Raw genomic sequence first — 23,167 nt, 5'->3', positions numbered from 1 at the left:
AAATTTGCTATTTCAATCTGGATTCTTTATTTATTATCCGTTTTATACGTCAGGGTTATTCGCTATGAAGCAATTGTGATCGCCGTCAAAATTTAAAAAAACTACCACTTAAAAAGATAAATCCCGTGAACTAACCAGGCAAATTTAAAAAACGTAATTAATTCATGAGGAATTTGTATTTATTATTTTTTTTGTTAAAAATGATTTCAGAAAAATCGGTTTTTATAGGGGGTAAATAATAAAGGTTACCTATTAATAAAGGTGTTTGTTGTAGAAATAAATCATTTGTGATCTGTATAATTATTATCGTGCTAATTTATTGCGTAGAAATGGTGAGCTATTTGTTTTTGCGGGTGACAAGGGCTGGGTGCCTGACGCGAATTTCATGTATGTTAGTACGGCTTTTCCGACTAACTGTGCAATGACTATGCTGCTAATTATCGATAACTACGACTCCTTTACCTACAACCTTTACCAATATTTTTGTGAGCTTGGCGCACAGGTTGTGGTGAAGCGTAATGATGAACTGACACTGCGTGAGATTGAGCTGCTTGCGCCTGAGCGATTGGTGATTTCTCCGGGCCCCTGTACGCCAGATGAGGCAGGTATTTCACTGGCTGTTATTCGTCACTTTGCCGATAAATTGCCTATTTTGGGTGTGTGCCTTGGCCATCAGACTATGGGGCAGGCGTTCGGCGCACGTGTGGTGCGGGCACGACAGGTCATGCACGGGAAGACCTCAGCGATTGCGCACAGCGATACGGGGGTTTTCACTGGGCTGGCTCAGCCTTTGACGGTCACCCGCTATCATTCACTCATCATTGATTCCGCTTCGCTACCTGATTGCTTTGAGGTCACAGCCTGGAGCGAATATGAAGGACAGCGTGACGAGATTATGGGGATACGCCATCGCTCATTGCCGCTGGAAGGCGTGCAGTTCCATCCAGAGAGTATTCTCAGTCAGCAAGGGCATCAGCTTTTGGATAATTTCCTTAAAATTTAATCGCATAGAAACTTATTCTCCTCATTGGCTGATTTAATATTGCCTGAGAGTGATTTTTTATGCATATTTATTGACTATATTTTCATTTCTGACGTAATGGACAGCAGAGTGAGGCAGCAAATGGCAGCAGAGCAGAAAGCGGTGACACGGGATACTCACGATAAGGTGATTTTGCCGGTTTATGCACCCGCGAAGTTTGTACCAGTGAAAGGTAAGGGGAGCCGCGTCTGGGATCAGGACGGCCGCGAGTATATCGATTTCTCCGGTGGCATTGCGGTTACGGCGCTCGGTCACTGCCATCCTGCGCTGGTTAACGCATTGCGGCAGCAGGGTGAAACGCTGTGGCATACCAGCAATATTTTCACCAACGAACCTGCGCTACGCCTCGCGAGCAAATTGATTGATGCCACTTTTGCTGACCGTGTGTTCTTTGTTAATTCCGGTGCAGAGGCTAACGAAGCCGCATTTAAGCTGGCGCGTCACTATGCGGTTAAACGCCATAGTCCATATAAAACCAAGATTATTGCTTTCTACAATGCATTCCATGGCCGAACGCTGTTCACCGTTTCGGTTGGCGGACAGCCTAAATATGCCGATGGTTTCGGGCCTAAACCTGCTGATATCGTGCATGTTCCGTTCAACGACCTAGCTGCCGTTAAAGCGGTGATGGACGATCACACCTGCGCGGTCGTGCTGGAGCCGATTCAGGGCGAAGGCGGCATTACACCCGCTACGCCTGAATTTTTGCAGGGCGTCCGTGACTTGTGCGATCAACATAAAGCGCTGCTGGTATTTGATGAAGTGCAGAGTGGAATGGGACGTACCGGTAAATTATTTAGCTATATGCACTATGGTATTACGCCGGATATCCTTACAACGGCTAAAGCGTTGGGCGGTGGTTTCCCGATTAGTGCGATGCTGACGACGGAAGAGATCGCATCGGTCATGACGGTTGGGGTACACGGCACCACCTATGGCGGCAACCCGCTGGCCTGTGCAGTGGCGGAAGCTGCGCTGGATATCATCAATACGCCGGAAGTGCTATCGGGCGTAGCGGATCGTCACGATCGCTTTGTCAGTGAGCTTGATAAAATCAACCAGCAGTATGGCGTATTTGATCAAGTCCGCGGTATGGGGCTTTTGCTGGGGGCTGAGCTGAAACCGCAATGGCATGGTCGCGCGGGTGAGTTCTTGGCTGCTGCAGCGGCTCAGGGGCTTATGGTGTTGATGGCTGGGCCGAACGTGATCCGCTTTGTGCCGTCTTTGATCATTGATGAAGATGATATTGCGCAGGGGATGGAGAAATTCGCTAAAGCTGTCGCTCAAGTGGTTAACACGGCGAACTGAGTTCACGTTATTTTGTGATAAACCGTTATTTGATAAACCATTTTTTTGTGATAAGCATTGTGCGATAAAAAAAAGCGTGAGGCCGAGGCTTCACGCTTTTTTATTGGTAGGGTATCGCGACAGGGGTTTAGCGAGTGCCGTAAACGACAATCGTTTTACCGTGCGCAGAGATCAGGTTCTGGTCTTCTAACATTTTCAGAATGCGGCCCACGGTTTCACGCGAGCAGCCAACGATTTGCCCAATTTCCTGACGGGTAATTTTAATTTGCATGCCATCTGGATGCGTCATGGCATCAGGTTGTTTTGCCAGGTTGAGTAATGTTTGGGCGATACGGCCAGTTACATCAAGGAAGGCGAGGTTGCCGACTTTTTCTGAGGTAATCTGAAGTCTGTTTGCCATTTGTGCAGACAGACGCATGAGGATATCTGGGTTAACTTGAATGAGCTGGCGGAATTTTTTATAAGAAATTTCAGCCACTTCACAGGCGGTTTTTGCCCGAACCCAAGCACTGCGTTCCTGACCTTCTTCAAACAGGCCGAGCTCACCAATAAAATCGCCCTGATTGAGGTAGGAAAGAATCATTTCCTTGCCTTCTTCATCTTTGATTAGCACTGCGACAGAGCCTTTCACGATGTAGTAAAGCGTTTCTGCTTTTTCACCTTGGTGAATCAGCGTGCTCTTCGATGGATACTTGTGGATATGACAATGGGAAAGGAACCATTCGAGAGTCGGGTCTGTCTGCGGTTTGCCGAGAACCATTCGCTATCATCCTCTGTTGTAATTCACTGCGCAAATTACAGGGGTCAGAGTTCCCTGTACGGCGTGTTTAACTGCTAAAAAAATAAAATTCAGTCTAGGCAGAATGACGTCAGGGAATATACTGGAACCACTGTACCCTTGGTTTTTCGGTTGCTGCTTTGCCGCACCGTAAACGTGGCTGGGTATTTCTGGCTACGTCATCATCTTCTTCGTTTCTGGGTTTGTCCAGAAAAGGTCTATTCTATTTTCGTTTTAACACAGCTTTAAGGATGTGTCTTGTGTTGTCTCGCTTCAGCATGACAAAGCTCTGATTAACGCTGGTTTTTGTACAGTAACGGTATAAATTTTCAAAAAAATTTTAGTGGAGAGACATCATGCAGGCTCGGGTAAAATGGGTTGAAGGCTTAACGTTTTTGGGCGAATCCGCATCAGGACATCAGGTATTGATGGACGGTAATTCTGGCGATAAAGCGCCCAGTCCGATGGAAATGGTGTTGATGTCCGTAGGGGGATGCAGCGCGATTGATGTGGTGTCGATTCTGCAAAAGGGCCGTAACGATGTGGCGGATTGTGAGGTGAAATTAACCTCAGAGCGTCGGTCTGAAGCGCCGCGCTTATTTACCCATATCAATCTGCATTTTATCGTGACGGGGAAAGGGCTGACCGATAAAGCTGTCGAGCGGGCTGTCGAGCTGTCAGCGGAAAAATACTGCTCTGTGGCATTGATGCTGGGCAAAGCCGTTGAAGTGACGCACAGTCACGAAATTAGAATACTGCCGTAATTCCTTTCTCTGAGCATTAATGCTGGTCGCTTAAGCCCGTGTATCTCGATGCTTAAACGATTGGCATTATCCTCTTGGCACGTCTTGCCGTGCTCAGTGTCGGTTATTCGATCGTTTTCCCTTCTATCAACCGCTGCACCAGCGGTGCCATGATTAATTCCATTGCCAGCCCCATTTTCCCGCCGGGAACGACTAACGTATTGATGTGAGAAATAAACGAGCCCTGCAACATGGCGAGCAGATAGGGGTAATCAATATTATCTAATCCCTGAAAGTGGATGACGACGAAACTTTCATCCAGTGAGGGAATCGACTTGGCAGCGAACGGGTTGGAGGTGTCCACGGTTGGTACGCGCTGGAAGTTGATATGGGTGCGAGAGAACTGCGGCGTGATATAGGTGATGTAGTCTTCCATGGAGCGGACAACGGAATCCATTACCGCTTCACGCGAGTGGCCGCGCTCATTGACGTCACGAATCAGCTTTTGAATCCACTCCAAATTGACGATCGGTACTACGCCGACGAGCAAATCGACATGCTGTGCCACGTCGTTTTGATCGGTGACTATGCCACCGTGCAATCCCTCATAGAACAGGATATCGGTAGGTTCCGGCATCGGTTCCCACGGCGTAAATGTCCCAGGAACCTGATTATAAGGAATGGCTTCATCGTAAGTATGAAGGTATTTACGCGTCTGGCCGTGTCCGTGCAGGCCATATTCGATAAACGATTGTTCCAGCAGGCTGAAGTCATTCGCTTCTGGGCCGAAATAGCTGATGTGTCGTCCTAAATCACGCGCTTTACGAATCGCCATATCCATTTCTGGGCGGGTATAGCGGTGAAAGCTGTCACCTTCCAACTGGGCTGCGCGCAGGTCGAATTGTTGGAAAATCTTACGGAAAGCCAGACTGGTGGTCGTGGTTCCCGCTCCACTGGAACCCGTAACTGCAATAATCGGATGCTGATGTGACATAAGGTGCGTGACTCCGTGATCGCGATGCCCGCATAGGCTGAAAGCCTGCGCGCATTCTCAAAAATGACGTAATTGCTCTCATTGTTAGCATGTTTGGCGCGCTCTTTCACGCCTTTCGCCATGCTCAATAAGGGGCATGTCCTCCGGCATTGAGCTGGCTGCGCGGCATAATGTTTAGCGTTTCATGTAACTCAGACCACACCAAAACGACCTCGCCAGATTGGAGTTGGCTGCGGATATCTTCTACTTTCTGCGCCAGCGAGCGCTCCTGTTCGCCGTAATCAGTGCCTTCCCGCAGGACGAAAGATTCAATGATGCTATCCAGCGTTTCTGGATCGAGCTGTTGCCAGGGAATAATCACGCTATGTTTCCTGAGTAAAAATTGTTTCTGAATAAAAAGAACCGGTGGCGTGGTCCAAAAATGGACTAAGCCAATTGGGAATGCGCTGTTCCAGCCACATTTCCGGTTTCAGCAATGTTCCACCGACGAAGCCGACATGCCCGCCGTGTTCCGTTAGCTGATACTCAATATTAGACGGTAACTGCGACAGATCGGGAATGACCTCCGGTGTCATGAAAGGATCGTCCTTCGCATGGATGATCAGCAGCGGCTTGCGTATGTGAGGTAACAGCGGCAGGGCGCTACAGCGTCGATAGTAGTCAGCGGCATCACGAAAGCCGTGGATACGTGAGGTGATGATGTCATCAAACTCCCGTAGCTGGCGGATTCTCTTCAACTGCGGCAACTGAATTGGCAGCGTATCTGGATAAGCCGCCAGCTTGCGACCGGCGTTTTGTTTCAATAGGCGCAGCAGGTAGTGCTGATAGACGCGCGAGAAGCCTTGTTCCATTCGACGGCTACAGGGTTCGAGCATCAAGGGGGCGGAAACAATGACGGCGGCGGACAGAGAACAGGCTTCGCCCTGCTCACCGAGCAGATAGGCCAGCATGTTGCCGCCGAGAGAAATGCCGATGGCGGCGGTAGGAACTTCGCCCAGCGTCTCTTGCATCCAGTGCAGAAAATAGCTGGCATCGCTGGTTTCTCCTGAATGATAAATACGCTTCATCCGGTTGGGCTTACCGCTACACCCGCGAAAATGCATGATGACGGCCAGCCATCCGCGCTGTTTGCAGGCGTGTAATAGGCCGTGGGCGTAGGGGCTATGAAAGCTGCCTTCTAATCCGTGAAACAGCACTACGCGCGGTTTATGCCGAGCCTTCTCGGGCGCTTCGCTCCACGCTAGATCGACGAAATCACCGTCTGGTAATTCGAGCGCTTGCCAGACTGGTGAGAACTGTGCGTGACGGCGAATCAGACGCGGCAATAGCGTTTGCAGATGCGGATTATGGGCGCCGCTCAGCGGACGAAAATGGTCATGCATAAAGGATATGAAAATCTTGTTGTCGGCTCTTGTACGATCAATATCACACTGTTAGCTTCAATGCTGCCAGTTGGTACGACATTTGGGTCAGGAGCGCCCACAAATAATGGAACTGAGTTTATTTCTTTCGATGTTGGGGTTTTTGTGGGTAGCAGCCATCACGCCGGGGCCGAATAATATGCTGCTGACCACCTCGGGCGCGAATTTTGGCTTTATGCGTTCACTGTGGCTGATGGTCGGCATCATGCTCGGGATGCAGAGCATTTTGCTGCTGGTGGCATTCGGCGTCGGTGGTTTGATTCTGATTTATCCTTCGCTGCACGTTATCCTGAAAGTCCTCGGTAGTGCCTATCTGCTCTGGTTGGCGTGGAAAATCGCCACGGCGGCTTACGAACGGCTGGAAACGTCCGTCGCTCCGCCTCAGCCGATACGGCTTTATCAAGGGTGGTTGCTGCAATTTCTGAATCCGAAAGCGTGGCTAATGGCGCTGGGTGCAGTTGCCAGCTTTAGTCTGGCAGGTGAGGGCTATAACCATTCTGTCATCGCCATAAGCATCGGGATTGTGCTGGTGAATCTGGTTTCCGGTGTCATCTGGCTCGGGTTTGGTACGATGATTGGGCGACTGCTGCGCAGTAAGAAAGCGTGGATTATCTTTAATGTGTCAATGGGGCTTCTGACCGCTGCCTGTGTATTATTGATCTGGCATTAATGCTGATTTTGCGTTGATGCTGCATTGATAAAGTCGCGAGCGGTTTTTCGCTCGCGACTCTTTTCAGGCATACCAAATTTATTCGCTCTGCATGATCTGTTCTAGCTGTTCCTGCGCGTCCAGCCAGGACATCTCTGTATCTTCCAGCTCGATTTTAACTTTGGTTTGTTGTTGCAGGCAGTCGGTGAGTTCGGCTTTGCGGCTGATATCGTAAATTGCACTGTCCGCCAGTCGGGCTTCAAGCGCTGCCAGCGTTTCACCCAGCTTTTCCATCTGCTGCTCAAGCTTGGTTATCTGCTTACGCAGCGGCTGAGTTTGTGTTCTCAACTCGGCTTCGCGGCGTTTCTGATCTTTTCTACCCTGCGCACTGTTGGCGACATTCTCTTTTGGCGTTTCATCGGCCGCATTTTCCTGACGTTGCAGGCCGACCAGCCACTGTTGGTAATCTTCCAAATCACCATCGAACGGCTCCACTTTCTGGTCGTGTACCAGATAGAGATCGTCCGTGGTTGAACGGATCAGGTGTCGATCGTGCGAGACGACAACCAGCGCGCCTTCAAAATCGATTAACGCTTCGGTCAACGCCTGACGCATATCCAGATCGAGGTGGTTGGTCGGTTCGTCGAGCAGCAGGAGATTCGGACGCTGCCAGACGACTAGCGCCAGCACCAGACGGGCTTTTTCACCGCCGGAGAAGCGCTCGGTGATCTCTGTGACTTTGTCGCCCTGAAAACCGAAGCCGCCGAGGTAGTCGCGCAGCTGCTGTTCCGTTTCCCGCTCTGCCAGACGCACCAGATGTTGTAATGGTGACTCGTCCGCACGCAGGAACTCCAATTGATGCTGGGCGAAATAACCGAGTTTAACGCCTTTCGCCAGCCCGATTTCCCCTTTCAGCGGAGCAAGCGTGCCAGCAAGCAGCTTGATCAGCGTGGATTTACCTGCGCCGTTATGGCCGAGGAGTCCGATGCGGGAACCCGGCACTAAATTGAGTTTGATGGATTCGAGAATCAGATTGTCGTTGTAGCCTGCGCTGACCTTTTCCATCTTCATGAGTGGATTGGGCAACGATTCTGGGGTGCGAAAGCTGAAGCGGAAAGGGTTATCGACGTGCGCTGGCGCAATCATCTCCATACGTTCCAGCATTTTTATCCGGCTTTGGGCCTGCTTGGCTTTGGTTGCTTGCGCGCGGAACCGATCAATGTAGTTTTGCAGGTGCGCGACACGCTCCTGCTGGTGCTCATAGAGCGATTGCTGCTGTGCGAGACGGGTGGCACGCTGGCGTTCAAATGAGGAGTAGTTGCCGGTGTACTCGTTGAGCGACTGCTGTTCGATATGCAGAATCTTGGTCACCACCGGATCGAGGAAATCACGGTCGTGCGAGATCAGGACTAGCGTACCAGCGTAGTTTTTCAGCCACTTTTCCAGCCAGATAACGGCATCCAGATCGAGGTGGTTGGTCGGTTCATCCAGCAGCAGCAAGTCTGAACGGCAAATCAGTGCCTGTGCCAGGTTTAGACGCATCCGCCAGCCGCCGGAAAAGGCGCTGACAGGCTGTTGCAACTGTGGCTGAGAAAACCCTAACCCATTGAGCAGGCTTGAAGCTCTGGCCTGAATTGTCCAGGCTTGAATGGCATCCAGCTTGCCGTGCAACGTAGCAATGGCGTTGCCGTTGTTCTCTTCGTTGGCGGTCTGCAACGCGGCTTCCAGTTGGCGAAACTCACGGTCGCCGTCAATCACGTAGTCCAGCGCGGGTTTGTTCAATGCAGGTGTTTCCTGATTGACCCAGGCCAGTGACCAGTTTTGCGGGAATGTCGCGCTACCACCGTCGGCGCTGATTTCACCTTTCAGTAATGACAGCAGTGTAGATTTACCACAGCCGTTCTTGCCAACCAGACCCACTTTCTGGCCGGGATTAACCGTTGCTGTCGCGTTGTCGATCAGAACGCGTACACCACGTCGAATTTGCAGCGAAGAGAAAACAATCATAAAGCGCCGTATGTTCAGAGTATGTTAAATTATGGACATATCAGGACACGAGGTGTCCTGTTTTTAGTCGTTGCGCTGCATGGTAACGGAAAACGATTATCATGACGACGCTTTGGAGGGGAATGATGTCGCAGCCACCGAAAATTTTGCTGCTGTATGCCCATCCGGAACCACAGGACTCGGTAGCAAACCGAGTCTTATTGCAACCGGCGCAGCAGTTGGCAAATGTAACTGTGCACGATCTTTACGCGCACTATCCTGATTTTTTTATCGATATCCATCATGAACAACAGCTGCTGCGTGAGCATCAGATCATTGTTTTCCAGCATCCGTTTTACACCTATAGCTGCCCGGCGTTGCTGAAAGAGTGGCTTGATAGGGTGTTATCCCGCGGTTTTGCCAATGGAATTGGCGGCAATGCGCTGGCGGGTAAATACTGGCGTTCGGTGATTACGACCGGTGAACCGGAAGATGCCTATCATGCTGATGGCAACAACCGTTACCCCATGGATGATTTGCTACGCCCGTTTGAACTGACGGCCGCCATGTGTCGGATGCACTGGATGCGCCCCATGATTGTTTACTGGGCACGCCGTTTACAGCCCGATGTGTTATCGAGTCAAGCCAGAGCTTACGGTGAATGGCTATCCTCCCCTTTACCTGAAGAGGAACGCTGATATGGAGAGTTCTGCGCTACTGACCGCCGGAGTCTTGTTTTTGTTTGTGGCGGTAGTAGCTGTACCGATCGCTGCCCGATTAGGGATTGGCGCCGTATTGGGCTATTTGATCGCCGGGATCGCCATTGGCCCTTGGGGGCTCGGCTTTATCCGTGACGTGGAAGCTATCCTGCACTTCTCGGAACTGGGCGTGGTTTTCCTGATGTTCATCATCGGCCTGGAATTGAATCCCGGAAAGCTCTGGACGCTACGTCGTTCAATCTTCGGCGTTGGGGCGGCTCAGGTTGGTCTTAGTGCGCTGATTCTGGGCGGTGCCTTATATCTGACTGATTTTTCATGGCAGTCCGCGCTGATTGGTGGTGTGGGGCTGGCGATGTCGTCAACGGCCATGGCGCTGCAACTGATGCGCGAAAAAGGCATGAACCGCAATGAATCGGGGCAGCTTGGCTTTTCTGTGCTGCTTTTTCAAGATCTTGCGGTGATTCCCGCGTTGGCGTTGATTCCTATTCTCGCTGGGGTGCAGGGTGACTTCGGCGATTGGGAACGGATTGGACTGAAGGTTGCTGCGTTTCTCGGCATGCTAATCGGTGGCCGCTATCTGGTACGCCCGCTGTTCCGTTTTATCGCGGCATCTGGCGTGCGCGAAGTGTTCACCGCCGCCGCGCTGTTGCTGGTGCTGGGTTCTGCGCTGTTTATGGAAGCATTAGGTCTTTCTATGGCGTTAGGCACCTTTATCGCCGGTATTCTGCTGGCGGAAAGTGAGTATCGGCATGAACTGGAAATCGCGATTGAGCCGTTCAAAGGTTTGCTGCTTGGGCTGTTCTTTATTTCTGTAGGAATGGCGCTGAATCTTGGGATCCTCTACACCCACATCGTGAAGATTATGATTGCGGTATTGGTGCTGGTGGCCGTCAAAGGGGCGGTTTTATACTTTCTGGCGCGGATTAACCGAATGCGCCGCTCCGAACGTTTGCAGTTTGCCGGCGTGCTGAGTCAGGGTGGCGAGTTTGCTTTCGTCCTGTTTTCCGCTGCGGCTTCATTCAATGTATTGAAAGGTGAGCAACTGCCGTTGTTGCTGGTGACGGTGACGCTATCGATGATGACGACACCGCTGCTGATGCAGGTCATCGACCGCGTCCTTGCGCGTCGTTATAACGTGCAGGATGTGCCGGATGAAAAACCGTACGTCGAAGATGATGAACCGCAGGTGATTGTGGTGGGCTTCGGGCGTTTCGGGCAAGTGATCAGCCGTTTGCTCATGGCGAATAAAATGCGGATTACGGTTCTTGAGCGCGATATCAGCGCCGTCAGCCTGATGCGCAGCTATGGTTATAAAGTTTATTATGGTGATGCCACGGAGCTGGAACTGTTGCGTTCGGCGGGAGCCGACAAGGCACGGTCAATCGTGATTACCTGTAATGCGCCGGAAGACACGATGGAGATCGTACATTTATGTCAGCAGCATTTTCCGAATCTGGAAATTTTGGCACGAGCGCGTGGGCGTGTTGAAGCCCATGAGCTGTTGCAGACGGGCGTAAGGCACTTCTCGCGTGAAACCTTTTCCAGCGCGCTGGAGCTAGGGCGGAAAACGCTGGTAACGCTGGGCATGCACCCACATCAGGCGATGCGTGCGCAACAGCATTTCCGCCGTCTTGATATGCGCATGCTGCGTGAACTGATGCCGCAACTGACGGGGGATGTCGCACAGATTTCTCGTGTAAAAGAGGCCCGACGTGAGCTGGAGGATATTTTCCAGCGCGAAATGCTGCGGGAGCGCCGTCGGCCAAGTGTGTGGGATGAGGACGACGAGTAAGAACCAATAACGCCTATCTGAATAGGTTCTGGGTTCTAGGTTACAGGTGCTGGAACGGAGAGGAGTGGGAGCTATCATGCGTAAACGCTTTATTGCCGGGGCGGTGTGCCCGACGTGTCAAGCTCAAGACACGCTAGCGGTTGGACGAGAGGATGAGGTCGAGGTGGTAGTGTGCGTGAAGTGCGGATATCGCCAGAGTCGGGCAGATGAGCCCGCGACGGTAGCTGCTCCACAGGCCAGCGATATTATCGGGATTTTTCGGCCAGAATGATGGAGGGGTAGCATGATGGCATTGTCATCAACCGTTGACGTTTTTTGATTCCAGACGGTACATAGGGACATTTTTCAGCTACAATTTGCGCCAATTTGATTTCCAACGGTAGGAGATATCATGAAAGTAGTAAAAGATCTGGTGGTCAGCCTGGCCTATCAGGTACGTACAGAAGACGGTGTGTTGGTTGATGAGTCTCCGGTGAGCGCGCCGTTGGACTATCTGCATGGTCACGGTTCCTTGATTTCAGGTCTGGAAACGGCGTTGGAAGGCCGTGAAGCTGGCGAAACGTTTGATGTGAACATTGGCTCCAGCGACGCTTACGGCAACTATGATGAGAATCTGGTTCAGCGCGTACCGAAAGACGTTTTTATGGGCGTTGACGAGTTGCAGGTTGGCATGCGTTTTCTGGCTGAGACCGATCAGGGTCCAGTTCCGGTTGAAATCACCGAAGTTGAAGACGACCACGTTGTTGTCGACGGCAACCACATGCTGGCAGGCCAGAATCTGAGCTTCCATGTTGAAGTGATTGCTATTCGCGAAGCGACGGAAGAAGAATTGGCGCACGGTCACGTTCATGGCGAACACGATCATGAACACGGCGACGGCTGCTGTGGCGGTCACGGCCATGACCACGATCACGACCATGATCACCAACATGGTAAAGGCGGCTGCGGCGGCAATGGTGGATGCGGCTGCCACTAAATTTAGTTGTAGCGCATAAAAAAAAACCTCAGATTGATGAATATCACCTGAGGTTTTTTTATTTCAAGATAGCACCAGCACGGCCAAAGCTTCTACTCATGCCGCACCGGCAGTTAAGGATCATCAGCGGGTCGGTTTCAGCCCACGCACATCGGGTAACGAGTTTTTGGCCCCGTATTGCCTGTCATTTTTCGTGCCGCCTATACGGTTGGAATCGTGCCACCATCAATCACGTACTCTGTACCTGTGATCGTTGCGGCGCGTGGCGATGCCAAGAAGGCAATGAGATTGGCTACCTCAATCGGCCTAGACGGCCGACCCAATGGAATGCCTCCAAGCGAATTCATGATGATCTGCTTACCACCCTCATAGTCAGTTCCCGCCTGCAAGGCGAGCCGCTCTGCCAGAGCAACAGATGCTTCGGTTTCAATCCACCCTGGTGCAACTCGAACGACGCGAACACCTTGAGGTGACACTTCTTTCGACAGGCTTTTACTGTATGTCGAAAGCGCGGCCTTCGCGGCGGCATAAGCGGTAGTCGATTCAGGCAAGGGAAGTTCACGCTGGATCGATGTGACGTGAATGATAACGCCAGAGCCTTGTGCCAGCATGCCAGGCAGCAATATGCGATCTAGGCGAACGGCAGGCAACAGATTGAGGTTCAGTTCGCGCTGCCATTCGTCTTCTCCCAATGCTGCGAAGCCTCCCCCGGGTGCTGTTGAGCCACCCAGGACATGGATGATGATGTCCACGCTTCCAAAGTTGGCAATGACTGCATTTGCCACCGTATTGCAGCCTTCGGCCGTCATCAGGTCGGCAGCGACAAAGATGTCTGCTGATTCATCGGTTGGCTGCTCCCGTGCCGTTGTGAGCACTTTTGCTCCGAGTTCGCGAAACAAACCAACGACAGCTTTTCCGACCCCCTTGGTGCCTGCTGTCACAAGGACGCGTTTATCTTGTAATTCCATGCGCATGGACATCAGCCAATCTCCAGTGACGTGATCTTGCCGCCTGCCAGATCAAACAGATGGTCAAGCTGTACAGGGCTACCGGGGAAGTTGCCAACAACATTGGCGGTGATTGATAAACGATCGCCGTCTCGGGTCAGGCTGACAAGCTCAACGGTGTACTCAAATTTTTTCTGAGTCTCACGCTGCCAAGACTGGATGGCAGTGTGACCTCGGTATATCTGGCCTTCGTCAACGACGGCGGCATCCTGCGTGAAGCAATGAACTATTTGAGCAATGTCTGATCCGTTGCTGATTTCGAAATAGGTAGAAACAGCGTTTGGTAGTGAAAGGGACATGAGCGTGTTCTCGCTATAGTTTGCCGTACAGGTATTTTCACCATAGACTATCTATTTATCAAGAACGCACAAAAAAGTAAGTTACTGAGTTATGAGAAAAGTATACACACCAGACACCGCTGCACTTGGCGTGGAAGAAGTTCTCCGACTGCTTGAGGGCCGCTGGAAACTCATCATTCTTTTCCACCTTTTCGATGGAAAAGTACAACGCTATTCGGATTTAGAAAGGTTGATTCCGGGTATTTCCCAGAAGATGCTGGCTCAGCAACTGCGGCAACTAGAGGCCGATGGCATCGTTTCAAGGAAGCTGTATCCTCAGGTGCCGCCCAAGGTTGAATATCGGCTCACAGAATGGGGGCAAGCCTTGTGCCCAGCACTGGATGCAATGCTGAAATGGGCAGAACAGCGCGACGATTTCCTTTCGAAGGCAGCCGAGGACGAGAAGGTCATCGACTGATGCTTGGCGGATCGACGATCCGCTTTGCCATTAGGACTGAACGCTCCGAGTGTTGCGCCAGATCTCGCTGCATCGCCTCGGGGTGAGACAACGCGCTACGCGTCTCAGTAATGCGGCGGTGGCGTTTCTTCCGACTGTGGGGCGACGAGCGACGTTTGCTGGTTGCGCAGCCTGTCGGTGAGTAGACGGACGTGCTCACGCAGGCGGCTAATTTCCCGCTCGTGTTGAATAACCGTTTGGTTAAGGTCTTCTATGGTTAATTCCTGAAAGGCCTGTCGGCTTTCCAACTGTTCAAGTCGTTCTTCGAGTGCTGATGGTGACATCGGTATTCCCCTTACTTCTTGTTACCCGCGAGTTTGTCAGAAAGCGGAAACTTCTGGTAGTAAAAACGGTCGCAGTAAGGCGCAATGAAGTATCCGGAATGGGGCATATCGTTGCCAGATGGCCTTAGGACGATACAAATGATGTCGGAAAAGCTTCCTGACGTTTTTTATCAAAGGATTGTCGAGTGCGTCGTTGTGTTGTCTTCGTCCGCACAGTTATAGTAGGCGCGAATTTATTTTAATGATGGCTGGAGCGTGTCGCTCCAGATGCTGGAGAAATGGATGAAATCACTGTTTAAAGTAACGCTGTTAGCAACAACGATGGCTCTGGCTCTGAACGCGGGCCAGGCTCTGGCAGCAGACAAGGCACAGGCGTCTGAGAGTACTACGGCAGCCAAATTCAAAAACGATGAGCAGGCAGCGGCTTACGCGTTAGGTGCATCTTTAGGGCGTTACATGGATAACTCTCTGAAAGAGCAGGAAAAATTAGGTATCAAGCTGGATAAGGATCAGCTGATTGCTGGTGTTCAGGATGCCTTTGCTGATAAGAGCAAGCTGACTGACGAAGAAATCGAAAAAACACTGCAAGGCTTTGAAGGTAAAGTTAAAGCTGCTGCTGAAGCCAAGATGAAGCAAGATGCGAAAGATAACGCTGATAAAGGCGCCAAGTATCTTGAGTCCTTTGCTAAAGAAAAAGGCGTGAAGAAAACTGAATCTGGCCTTCTGTATCAGGTTGAGAAAGAAGGTAGCGGCAACGCGCCGAAAGACAGCGATACTGTAGTGGTTAACTACAAAGGTACGCTAGTCGACGGTAGCGAGTTCGACAACTCCTACAAACGTGGTGAGCCGCTTTCTTTCCGTCTGGACGGTGTGATCCCTGGCTGGACTGAAGGTCTGAAGCACGTTAAGAAAGGCGGCAAAATCAAGTTGGCTATCCCGCCAGCACAGGCCTATGGCGAAAACGGTGTACCTGGTATCCCGGCTAACTCTACGCTGGTGTTTGACGTTGAACTGTTGGACATTAAATCTGAAGCTGACTTGAAAGCAGCGGATGATGCGAAAGCTGAAAAACCAGCTGCCGCAGAGAAAACCGCTAAATAAGCATCGCTATCATTGCGATATGACCGCAGGCATTGCCCTGCGGTTTTTTTTTGTTTCACAGCTACTCCCTGCGATCGAATTCCTTTTCCCGCTCATCGTCTTTCAATGACGCTTATCTTCAGTCTGACAGCTATTTTCCAACTGACTGTGACGGTTCCATACCTATCACTTACCGCTTACCGCTTACCGCTGATTAGCGGCACAGCGCACGTAACACCTTCGCCAACGTCTTGACGGCAATTTCCAGTTCATGCGGAGCGTGGGCGGCAAATCCCATAAGAAAGCCTGCTTTATGGAGACCCGACGCATGCAGCGGTGTCAGCCCTAGCAGATCGATACCGGCCCGGCGCGCGTATTCCACCGCATCGTGTTCTGAGATGTCACGGATGAAGATACAGGGCATCTGCATGCCTCCGGTCGGCACCCGCGGTTCTACGAAATCAGCCAGATGCTGGCGCACCAGTTGTGCCAGCACATCGCGGCGTTCCGCGTAAATGGTGCGCATCGTGCGTACATGGGCACCGAAGTGGCCGCCTTCGATAAAGCGTGCTAGCGTAAGCTGTGGAATCGGCGCGCTATGCCCATCCATAAGGGTGCGGGCCACGGTCATAGGAGCAACCAACTGTGGCGGTAATATGATGTAGCCGATGCGCAGACCGGGAAACAATGATTTGGTGAAGGTGCCGATATAGATCGTGCGATCGTGCGGGTCGAGTCCCTGTACGCAGGCGGTGGGTTTACCTGCGTAGTGAAATTCACTGTCATAGTCGTCTTCAATAATCCAGCTTTGGTTCTGCCAGGCCCATTCGATCACTGCCAGCCGCCGATCCAACACCAGCGTCGCGCCGGTTGGAAACTGGTGTGAAGGGGTCAGGAATACGGCTTTAGCAGGTGCATTGTGTCCGCTGCTTGCTTCAAGTAGGTGATCGACCTGCAAACCATCGGCATCTAACGATATCGGCACGCACGCGAGCCCGGCGGCCTCGAATGCTTTACGTGCGCCGTGGTACACAGGATCTTCAAGAAAGATCCTATCGCCAGCATCCATCAGCACATTCGCGCACAGGGTTAGCGCTTGCTGGGAACTGGTCAACACTAACACGCGGTCGGGCGTAGCGCGGGCTCCTCGTTCGAGATTGACATAATCTGCGATGGCTCGTCTCAACACTTCCATACCCTGTGGTGGACTGTGTAGCAGCGCCTGAGTGCCATATTCTTTTAGCACCTGCCGTTCCAGCCGTTCCCACGTCTGGAGAGGAAAGCTGCGTGTTTCCGGCACGCCGGGCGCGAAGGCTCGCGGTATGATGAAATCACGTACACCGCCATTCTGGAACATGGCGCTACCGCGTTGGCTGAGACGCAGCTCTGCTTTGCTATCTCCTGTTTTCCTGGCTTTACCTCGTCCTGACAGACGTTTTGCCCGCTCTGACACGAAACTGCCGCTGCCAACGCGACGCTCAATGAACCCTTCGGCATGCAGCTGGCTGTAAGCTGATTCGACCGTATCACGCGAAACCCCCAGTGATGTAGCCAGCGCACGCGATGCGGGTAAGGATTTTCCCACGTCGAGAATGCCATCAAGAATGAGCTGGCGAATCGCCCGCTGTATACGAGCATGCAGGGGCAAAGCGCCGTGTGCGGGATCGCCAATCCAGGCTTTGACAGATTCAAGCTGGGCGTGTTTGAACAATTGGTCTGCCTCTAGTGAAGGAAATGGTGGGGAACATCCGGCTATTTTAAATCTATAAATACGTTTCACAACCCATTCATCCTCTTCATCAGGAGTTAGGCTGATGCCGATATCTTCCGATACACCCACCCGCCACGACAGCCACGGTCGCTATCCCGACGCTGCCACGGTTGAGGATTTTCAATTTAATCTGGCAGCGGTGCAGATGCGCATCGCGGCGGCCTGTCACCGCGTCGGCCGCGATCCTGCAACAGTGCGCTTGCTGCCAGTCAGCAAGACCAAGCCAGAAAGTCGCCTGCGTATGGCCTATACAGCAGGTTGCCGGATATTGGGTGAGAACAAGGTGCAGGAGGCGTACGGCAAATGGGAAGCCATGCAGGACTTAGCCGACTTACAGTGGTCGGTCATTGGTCACCTGCAAACCAACAAGGCTAAGCTGGTGGCTCGCTTCGCTAGCGAATTTCAGGCATTGGATAGCCTGCGACTGGCTGAAGCGTTGGATCGCCGCTTACATGTTGAAGGACGCTCATTGGACGTCTTCGTGCAGGTTAACACCTCCGGCGAGGCGAGTAAGTACGGCCTTTCTCCTGAAGACGTACCCGCTTTTATTCAGGCGCTTCCCGCATTTTCTGCGCTACGTGTGCGTGGACTCATGACGCTGGCATTGTTCTCCAGCGAGGCCGAACGTGTACGACAGTGTTTTATTCGACTGCGTAACCTACGCGATAGGTTGCAGCAAAACGCGCCTGTCGACATCCGGCTGGATGAATTATCCATGGGGATGTCCGGCGATTTTGAGATCGCGATCGAGGAGGGTGCCACCGTAGTACGCGTCGGTCAGGCGATCTTCGGTGCGCGCCCTTTACCGGATAGTTACTACTGGCCTGATGAAACCACCACAGAAGTACACCTTTAAAAAACCAACGATTAACGCATAGGATGATGCCCATGTATGACACCTCTTTGACTCTTACCGACTTCGACCCCGAATTAGCCGATGCCATCCTGCATGAAGAAGACCGTCAGGAAACCCACGTTGAACTCATCGCTTCAGAGAATTATGCCAGTCCGCTGGTGATGGCGATCCAGAATTCTGTGTTCACCAACAAATATGCAGAAGGTTACCCCGGCAAGCGCTATTACAGCGGCTGCGAGTATGTTGACGTAGCCGAACGCCTTGCTATCGAGCGAGCCAAAGTGCTGTTTGACTGCGATTACGCTAACGTCCAGCCCCATGCCGGTGCTCAGGCGAATGCGGCCGTGTTTCTGGCATTGACTAACCCAGGCGACACCGTGATGGGTATGAATTTGGCTCAGGGCGGGCATTTGACCCACGGTAACCCTTCCAACTTCTCTGGTCGCCACTACAAGATCGTGCCTTATGGGCTTGATTCTAAAACAGGGCTTATCGATTACGACGAAATGGAACGTATTGCCTTGGAAAACCGGCCAAAAATGTTAATAGGAGGATTTTCCGCCTATTCACGCCATAAGGACTGGGCGCGTATGCGCACTATTGCTGACAAAGTGGGAGCTATCTTCTGGGTGGATATGGCTCATGTTGCTGGTTTAGTGGCGGCGGGTGAATACCCGAACCCGCTCCCTCACGCTCATGTTGTGACCAGTACAACGCATAAGACCCTGCGCGGCCCGCGCGGTGGCATTATTTTGGCCAAGGGGCAGAGTGAGGATTTTTACAAAAAGCTCAACGCCGCCGTGTTCCCCGGTATTCAAGGCGGCCCGCTGATGCACGTTATTGCGGCCAAAGCGGTGGCCTTCAAGGAAGCGCTACGCCCTGAGTTCACGGTTTATCAGCGTCAGGTGGTGGCCAATGCTCGAACAATGGCGCGTATTATCCAGCAGCGTGGTTACAAGATCGTCTCCGACGGCACTGACAACCATTTGCTGCTGATCGACCTGTCCGCCAAGCCGTATACCGGCAAGGATGCCGACGCCGCGCTGAGTGATGCTTATATCACGGCAAATAAGAACTCAGTGCCTAACGACCCGCGTTCACCTTTTGTTACCTCAGGCCTGCGTATTGGTACACCAGCCGTGACGACACGTGGTTTCGGTGTGACAGAGTGCGAGCAACTGGCGGGGTGGCTATGTGATGTGCTGGATGGGCTGGGTGCCGGGAATGAAGAATTAACGGTGATACGCGATCGTGTTCGCGAGCAGGTAGTAGCACTGTGCCACCGTTATCCTGTGTATCAATAAGGCATGCGCACAGGGATGTGCCGTCGTGGTGTTATTTTGACGTATATTTTCTATTGTTGTTATTCAGGCTGAATCTGGGTATTCGTTAGGAGTGGTTAATACTACCCGCGCGAGTGCACCAGAACCTTGCGGTCGGTTGCTGAGGAAAAACTGTCCATCGTGCAACTGAGCAATGCGCGTCACGATACTCAGCCCGAGGCCGATACCACCATAGCGGCTGTCCATGCGAACAAATGCCTTACTTAATTCACCAACCTTACTTTCATCGATACCCAGCCCTTCATCTTCGATCTGTAGTTCAATGTGTTGCTGTGTGGTCAGGCTAACTGTGATCTGGCTTGCTTCTGGGCTATAGCGATAGGCATTTTCTACCAGATTGCGTAACAGCAATTGAAGTAATGTGGCATCACCGTGAAGAGTTATATCTTCTTGCGGTAATACCCATTTCAGCGTTTGCTGACGCTTTTGCAACATTTCATCCAGTTCATCCTGCATGGGAAAAATAACGTCTTTCAGGAATGCGACATTCTCGTGGTGGCCTGCCGAAAACTCTTGTCCGACACGCGCAAGCTGTAAGAGTTGTTCCACCGTCTTCGCCATCTTATCAATACGTTTGATGAGTGGGCTACAGTCAATCTGATGTTGCTGCTGGTGTAATTCAAGATGCAACCGAATACCGGCTAGCGGAGTTCGTAACTCATGGGCGACATCGGCAGTAAATTGCCTGTCGCGTTTCAACGTTTCGTCAAGGCGTTGAAAAAGCTGGTTTATGGTATGGGTGACAGCGGCGATTTCTTTAATATCACTCTGCTGTGGCAGCGGTTCCAGATTTTCGGCCGTGCGATCCTGCAATTCTTCCTGTAGACGGGAAAGCGGGCGGGTGATCCAAGTGACAGCCTGAAAGCACATGAGCAATGTTAGGATGACCATGACCAGACTTGGGATACTGAGGGATGCTATAGCCTCATTAATCTCTTGATCGATCTGCATGTTCTGGGCGCTGGCGCTCAGGGATTTATCAACCAGCAGGCCGATCTGTTCTTCGCTTTCGTGCCAGAGCCAGAATACGCTGATCATCTGGCAGACGAGGAGGATGCCGCCCAGTGCCAGCACCAAACGGCGACGCATGCTGGTGACGGCGTCGGTGTCGCCCTTCATGGTTGTTCCCCTTTGGTCAGCAGGTAGCCAAAGCCTCGCAGGGTCCGGATACGGTCTTTGCCTATCTTTTGACGCAGGTTGTGGATATGTACCTCAAGCGAATTCGAGGACGGGTCGTCGTTCCAGGCATAAATATCCTGATGCAGAAGCTCTCGGTGTACCTGAGAACCGGCTTTCAGCATCAAGCGGGAAAGTATCGCGAACTCTTTCGGCGTCAGTACCACCGGCTTTTCGTCCAACAATACCTGCTGGTTGTTTAAATCCAGCGTAATGTTGTCGACCTGTATCTTGCTGTTGCTCGATCCCTGATTGCGGCGAATCAGCGCGCGTACGCGCGCCTGTAATTCCGTCAGTGCAAAAGGCTTGGCGAGATAATCGTCTGCACCGACATCCAACCCGCTGACGCGATCGTTGACCTTATCCCGCGCCGTTAAGATGAGTACGGGATGTTGGTAATTATTCTTACGCCAGCGTGATAACAACGCGAGCCCGTCGTCGTCCGGTAAACCAAGATCGAGAATCACCAGACTGTAGTGCGCGCTGTTGATGAGCGCGTCCGCTTCTTTGGCCGTGCCTGCGCAATCGCAGGCATAACCTTCATGACTCAGTGCCAATAATAATCCTTCCTGCAACAGCTTATCGTCTTCAACAATCAATAATTTCATGTTGTCTTATCCCTGCACGGCTGGAGGATATCGAGCTGAGGCTGATATTCTTTCGTGGCGATAGTAAACATCCCCAGTATGGTATGGAAAAGATTATCTTGCGAGTAATCCTGCTGCTTCGCGTTCTGGCGCAGACAGGTGTCTTGAATCGCCTGTTGCTGCTGGTAATCCGTTGATAACCACATCAACATCGGTACGTGCGTTTGCTGCTTCGGCGCAATAGAGTAGGGCATGCTGTGCAGGTAGATGCCGTTCTCGCCTAACGATTCGCCGTGGTCGGATAGATAAACCAGTGAGGTATTAAATTTATCCTGATGCTGTTTCAGTAAACCGATCGTTTTATCCAGAAAAAAATCGACATACAGAATGGTATTGTCATACGTGTTAGTCAGTGCTTCCTGCGTACAGGTTTGAATCTGATTGGTATCACAGGTTGGGGTAAATTTCTTAAATGAGTCAGGATAGCGCTGGTAATAGCTCGGGCCGTGGCTGCCTATCGTATGTAATACAATAATCCCATCATTATCGAGCTTGTTAATATAGTCCTCTACGCCGTGGAATAACGCTTCATCGTGGCACTCGCCGGTGGTGCATAACCCCGGTAGTTTCAGCGATGTCACATCAACCGTTGGCACACGTGTGCAGGCATCTTTGCAGCCACCGTCATTTTCCTGCCAGAGCACGTTAACTTTTGCCCGTTGTAATATATCGAGTAGCCCTTCCTGATGGCTGGCTAAGCCACCATCAAACCCTTGGCGCGGCATGTTGGAAAACATGCATGGAACGGAAACACCTGTTGATGTGCCGCACGATGACGTGTTTTCAAAATAAATAACGTTGTCCTTCGCCAGAAGCGGATTGGTTTCCTTCCCATAGCCACCCAGCGAAAAGTTTTGCGCCCGAGATGTTTCGCCGACCACCAGAATAACCAGATTCTTTTTTGCAGTAGGGGATGACGGCGGCACCTTGTGGGCATCCAGACCAATTTGCACCAGAGGCAAATTAGCCAGCGCGCTATGCTTATGGTAGGACAAACTGGCTGCCACAATATTGCTGGGCGTAATTGCTTTTACCAACTCTTTGTTATTACGCATGAACGAGGCGTAATCTTTATAAAAGAATGCTGCGACAGATAAAATAGCGAATAACGAGATAATGACGCTGAGAACGCGCAGGCCAATATAGAGCGTTGTTGGCTTGGCGGGTTTTATTTTTATCCATATGGCGAGCGCAGCCGGAATGACGCCAGTGAAAAATACCCAGACGATAAGCTGTGGCGTAAGAAGCGAAAAGGACTCGCTGGCCGTCGTCTCAACGATATTCTGGATCATGGTCCGGTCAATGATAATGCCGTAGTTCAGCATAAAGTATTGCACTGCAGCGCCGGACAGCAGGAAGAAAACAATGGCGGCCTTACGCAGATAAGGGGCGGCCAGAAGCGTGAAAATGATATTCAGCACTGCGAAAATCACTACCGGCATACTGAGGAAGAAAGGGATATTGATCCAGTCTGTCATATCCAGCAGTTGCAGCGTCTGACGGTAGTAGGCGATGTTCTGGACCAGAGTAATAAAGGCAGAAAATATCAGCACAAACGTGATGCTGCTTAGGTGTGGTCTGCCCATTGGTATTAGATTTTTCATACACGTCTCTCGTGATTTCCATTATGGAGAGGAAAGAAGACGCAGATTCTAGCGGGATTAAATTAATACAACCTTAAGAGGTAACCCGTGAAATTCAGGGACGCGAGAGTGGACATTTGCTAGACTATGTCCCCTGTCAATACAAAATAAATATATCCGTCATACTTCAAGCTGCTTGTGCGTTGGCCGTCCTCAC

The 23,167-nt window shown here is 51.5% G+C and carries 24 protein-coding genes; 12 read left to right on the top strand and 12 right to left on the bottom strand.

Annotation, left to right across the window (positions count from 1 at the left end):
- The first annotated feature begins 427 nt into the window (after positions 1–427).
- Both DCX48_11015 and DCX48_11010 read left to right on the top strand, forming a co-directional pair.
- Positions 428–1,003: an aminodeoxychorismate synthase component II gene (locus DCX48_11015; protein QXE14993.1), complete on the top strand. Its 576-nt coding sequence runs from the start codon at positions 428–430 to the stop codon at positions 1,001–1,003.
- Between the two features lie 120 nt (positions 1,004–1,123).
- Positions 1,124–2,350, top strand: coding sequence for an aspartate aminotransferase family protein (locus tag DCX48_11010; GenBank protein ID QXE14992.1), 1,227 nt, complete (start codon positions 1,124–1,126; stop codon positions 2,348–2,350).
- A gap of 127 nt (positions 2,351–2,477) precedes the next feature.
- On the opposite strand, the gene crp is transcribed toward DCX48_11010, so the two are convergent.
- On the bottom strand, positions 2,478–3,110 hold the full coding sequence (crp, locus tag DCX48_11005) for a cAMP-activated global transcriptional regulator CRP (protein ID QXE14991.1): 633 nt from the start codon (positions 3,108–3,110) through the stop codon (positions 2,478–2,480).
- A 374-nt stretch (positions 3,111–3,484) separates the two neighbouring features.
- Between crp and DCX48_11000 the strand changes: the two genes are divergently transcribed.
- Positions 3,485–3,892, top strand: a complete 408-nt coding sequence (locus tag DCX48_11000) for an OsmC family protein (protein ID QXE14990.1) — start codon at positions 3,485–3,487, stop codon at positions 3,890–3,892.
- A 103-nt stretch (positions 3,893–3,995) separates the two neighbouring features.
- Here DCX48_11000 and DCX48_10995 read toward each other — a convergent pair whose 3' ends face one another.
- The 3 genes from DCX48_10995 to DCX48_10985 form a co-directional block, all read right to left on the bottom strand.
- On the bottom strand, positions 3,996–4,865 hold the full coding sequence (locus DCX48_10995; protein QXE14989.1) for a phosphoribulokinase: 870 nt from the start codon (positions 4,863–4,865) through the stop codon (positions 3,996–3,998).
- A gap of 124 nt (positions 4,866–4,989) precedes the next feature.
- Positions 4,990–5,226 (bottom strand): YheU family protein, encoded by a 237-nt coding sequence (locus tag DCX48_10990; protein QXE14988.1) that lies wholly within the window; start codon positions 5,224–5,226, stop codon positions 4,990–4,992.
- A gap of 1 nt (position 5,227) precedes the next feature.
- Positions 5,228–6,247 (bottom strand): hydrolase, encoded by a 1,020-nt coding sequence (locus DCX48_10985; GenBank protein QXE14987.1) that lies wholly within the window; start codon positions 6,245–6,247, stop codon positions 5,228–5,230.
- Positions 6,248–6,353: 106 nt separating this feature from the next.
- Between DCX48_10985 and DCX48_10980 the strand changes: the two genes are divergently transcribed.
- Positions 6,354–6,956 (top strand): LysE family translocator, encoded by a 603-nt coding sequence (locus tag DCX48_10980; GenBank protein ID QXE14986.1) that lies wholly within the window; start codon positions 6,354–6,356, stop codon positions 6,954–6,956.
- Between the two features lie 78 nt (positions 6,957–7,034).
- Here DCX48_10980 and DCX48_10975 read toward each other — a convergent pair whose 3' ends face one another.
- On the bottom strand, positions 7,035–8,942 hold the full coding sequence (locus DCX48_10975) for an ABC transporter ATP-binding protein (GenBank protein ID QXE14985.1): 1,908 nt from the start codon (positions 8,940–8,942) through the stop codon (positions 7,035–7,037).
- A gap of 122 nt (positions 8,943–9,064) precedes the next feature.
- Between DCX48_10975 and kefG the strand changes: the two genes are divergently transcribed.
- The 4 genes from kefG (at position 9,065) to DCX48_10955 (ending at position 12,408) form a co-directional block, all read left to right on the top strand.
- Positions 9,065–9,619, top strand: coding sequence for a glutathione-regulated potassium-efflux system ancillary protein KefG (gene kefG, locus DCX48_10970; GenBank protein QXE17219.1), 555 nt, complete (start codon positions 9,065–9,067; stop codon positions 9,617–9,619).
- A gap of 1 nt (position 9,620) precedes the next feature.
- Positions 9,621–11,432, top strand: coding sequence for a glutathione-regulated potassium-efflux system protein KefB (kefB, locus tag DCX48_10965; protein ID QXE14984.1), 1,812 nt, complete (start codon positions 9,621–9,623; stop codon positions 11,430–11,432).
- A gap of 76 nt (positions 11,433–11,508) precedes the next feature.
- Positions 11,509–11,703: a YheV family putative metal-binding protein gene (locus DCX48_10960; GenBank protein ID QXE14983.1), complete on the top strand. Its 195-nt coding sequence runs from the start codon at positions 11,509–11,511 to the stop codon at positions 11,701–11,703.
- Between the two features lie 120 nt (positions 11,704–11,823).
- Positions 11,824–12,408: a peptidylprolyl isomerase gene (locus DCX48_10955; protein ID QXE14982.1), complete on the top strand. Its 585-nt coding sequence runs from the start codon at positions 11,824–11,826 to the stop codon at positions 12,406–12,408.
- A 200-nt stretch (positions 12,409–12,608) separates the two neighbouring features.
- Here the strand turns inward: DCX48_10955 and DCX48_10950 are convergent, their stop codons facing one another.
- Together DCX48_10950 and DCX48_10945 are read right to left on the bottom strand one after the other, a co-directional pair.
- Complete coding sequence (locus DCX48_10950) at positions 12,609–13,388, bottom strand: SDR family oxidoreductase (GenBank protein QXE14981.1); 780 nt, start codon at positions 13,386–13,388, stop codon at positions 12,609–12,611.
- A complete protein-coding gene (locus DCX48_10945) occupies positions 13,388–13,714 on the bottom strand; it encodes a nuclear transport factor 2 family protein (protein QXE14980.1) in 327 nt (108 codons plus the stop codon). Before DCX48_10945 ends, DCX48_10950 begins: the two co-directional genes overlap by 1 nt.
- A 91-nt stretch (positions 13,715–13,805) precedes the next feature.
- Between DCX48_10945 and DCX48_10940 the strand changes: the two genes are divergently transcribed.
- Positions 13,806–14,171 carry an HxlR family transcriptional regulator gene (locus tag DCX48_10940; GenBank protein ID QXE14979.1) on the top strand — a complete coding sequence of 122 codons (366 nt, stop codon included), beginning with the start codon at positions 13,806–13,808 and terminating at the stop codon, positions 14,169–14,171.
- A gap of 104 nt (positions 14,172–14,275) precedes the next feature.
- Here the strand turns inward: DCX48_10940 and DCX48_10935 are convergent, their stop codons facing one another.
- Complete coding sequence (locus DCX48_10935; GenBank protein QXE14978.1) at positions 14,276–14,494, bottom strand: protein SlyX; 219 nt, start codon at positions 14,492–14,494, stop codon at positions 14,276–14,278.
- 282 nt (positions 14,495–14,776) lie between these two features.
- On the opposite strand from DCX48_10935, the gene DCX48_10930 reads away from it, so the two are divergent.
- Positions 14,777–15,595: an FKBP-type peptidyl-prolyl cis-trans isomerase gene (locus tag DCX48_10930; GenBank protein ID QXE14977.1), complete on the top strand. Its 819-nt coding sequence runs from the start codon at positions 14,777–14,779 to the stop codon at positions 15,593–15,595.
- A gap of 193 nt (positions 15,596–15,788) precedes the next feature.
- On the opposite strand, the gene DCX48_10925 is transcribed toward DCX48_10930, so the two are convergent.
- Positions 15,789–17,285: a PLP-dependent aminotransferase family protein gene (locus tag DCX48_10925; protein QXE14976.1), complete on the bottom strand. Its 1,497-nt coding sequence runs from the start codon at positions 17,283–17,285 to the stop codon at positions 15,789–15,791.
- A 103-nt stretch (positions 17,286–17,388) separates the two neighbouring features.
- On the opposite strand from DCX48_10925, the gene DCX48_10920 reads away from it, so the two are divergent.
- Both DCX48_10920 and DCX48_10915 read left to right on the top strand, forming a co-directional pair.
- Positions 17,389–18,201: a YggS family pyridoxal phosphate-dependent enzyme gene (locus DCX48_10920; protein QXE14975.1), complete on the top strand. Its 813-nt coding sequence runs from the start codon at positions 17,389–17,391 to the stop codon at positions 18,199–18,201.
- A 32-nt stretch (positions 18,202–18,233) separates the two neighbouring features.
- Entirely contained in the window at positions 18,234–19,505 is a 1,272-nt protein-coding gene (locus tag DCX48_10915) for a serine hydroxymethyltransferase (GenBank protein ID QXE14974.1), read from the top strand.
- 63 nt (positions 19,506–19,568) lie between these two features.
- Here the strand turns inward: DCX48_10915 and pmrB are convergent, their stop codons facing one another.
- The 3 genes from pmrB to eptA are packed head-to-tail and all read right to left on the bottom strand — an operon-like array spanning position 19,569 to position 22,971.
- Positions 19,569–20,663 carry a two-component system sensor histidine kinase PmrB gene (gene pmrB / locus DCX48_10910; GenBank protein QXE14973.1) on the bottom strand — a complete coding sequence of 365 codons (1,095 nt, stop codon included), beginning with the start codon at positions 20,661–20,663 and terminating at the stop codon, positions 19,569–19,571.
- Positions 20,660–21,328 carry a two-component system response regulator PmrA gene (gene pmrA, locus DCX48_10905; protein ID QXE14972.1) on the bottom strand — a complete coding sequence of 223 codons (669 nt, stop codon included), beginning with the start codon at positions 21,326–21,328 and terminating at the stop codon, positions 20,660–20,662. The genes pmrB and pmrA overlap by 4 nt, the downstream gene beginning before the upstream one ends.
- Positions 21,325–22,971, bottom strand: coding sequence for a phosphoethanolamine transferase EptA (gene eptA / locus DCX48_10900; GenBank protein ID QXE14971.1), 1,647 nt, complete (start codon positions 22,969–22,971; stop codon positions 21,325–21,327). Before eptA ends, pmrA begins: the two co-directional genes overlap by 4 nt.
- Between the last annotated feature and the right edge of the window lie 196 nt (positions 22,972–23,167).

Source organism: Pectobacterium atrosepticum, assembly GCA_019056595.1.
Lineage (GTDB): Bacteria > Pseudomonadota > Gammaproteobacteria > Enterobacterales > Enterobacteriaceae > Pectobacterium > Pectobacterium atrosepticum.
This window is presented reverse-complemented; position numbering and strand designations above follow the sequence as displayed.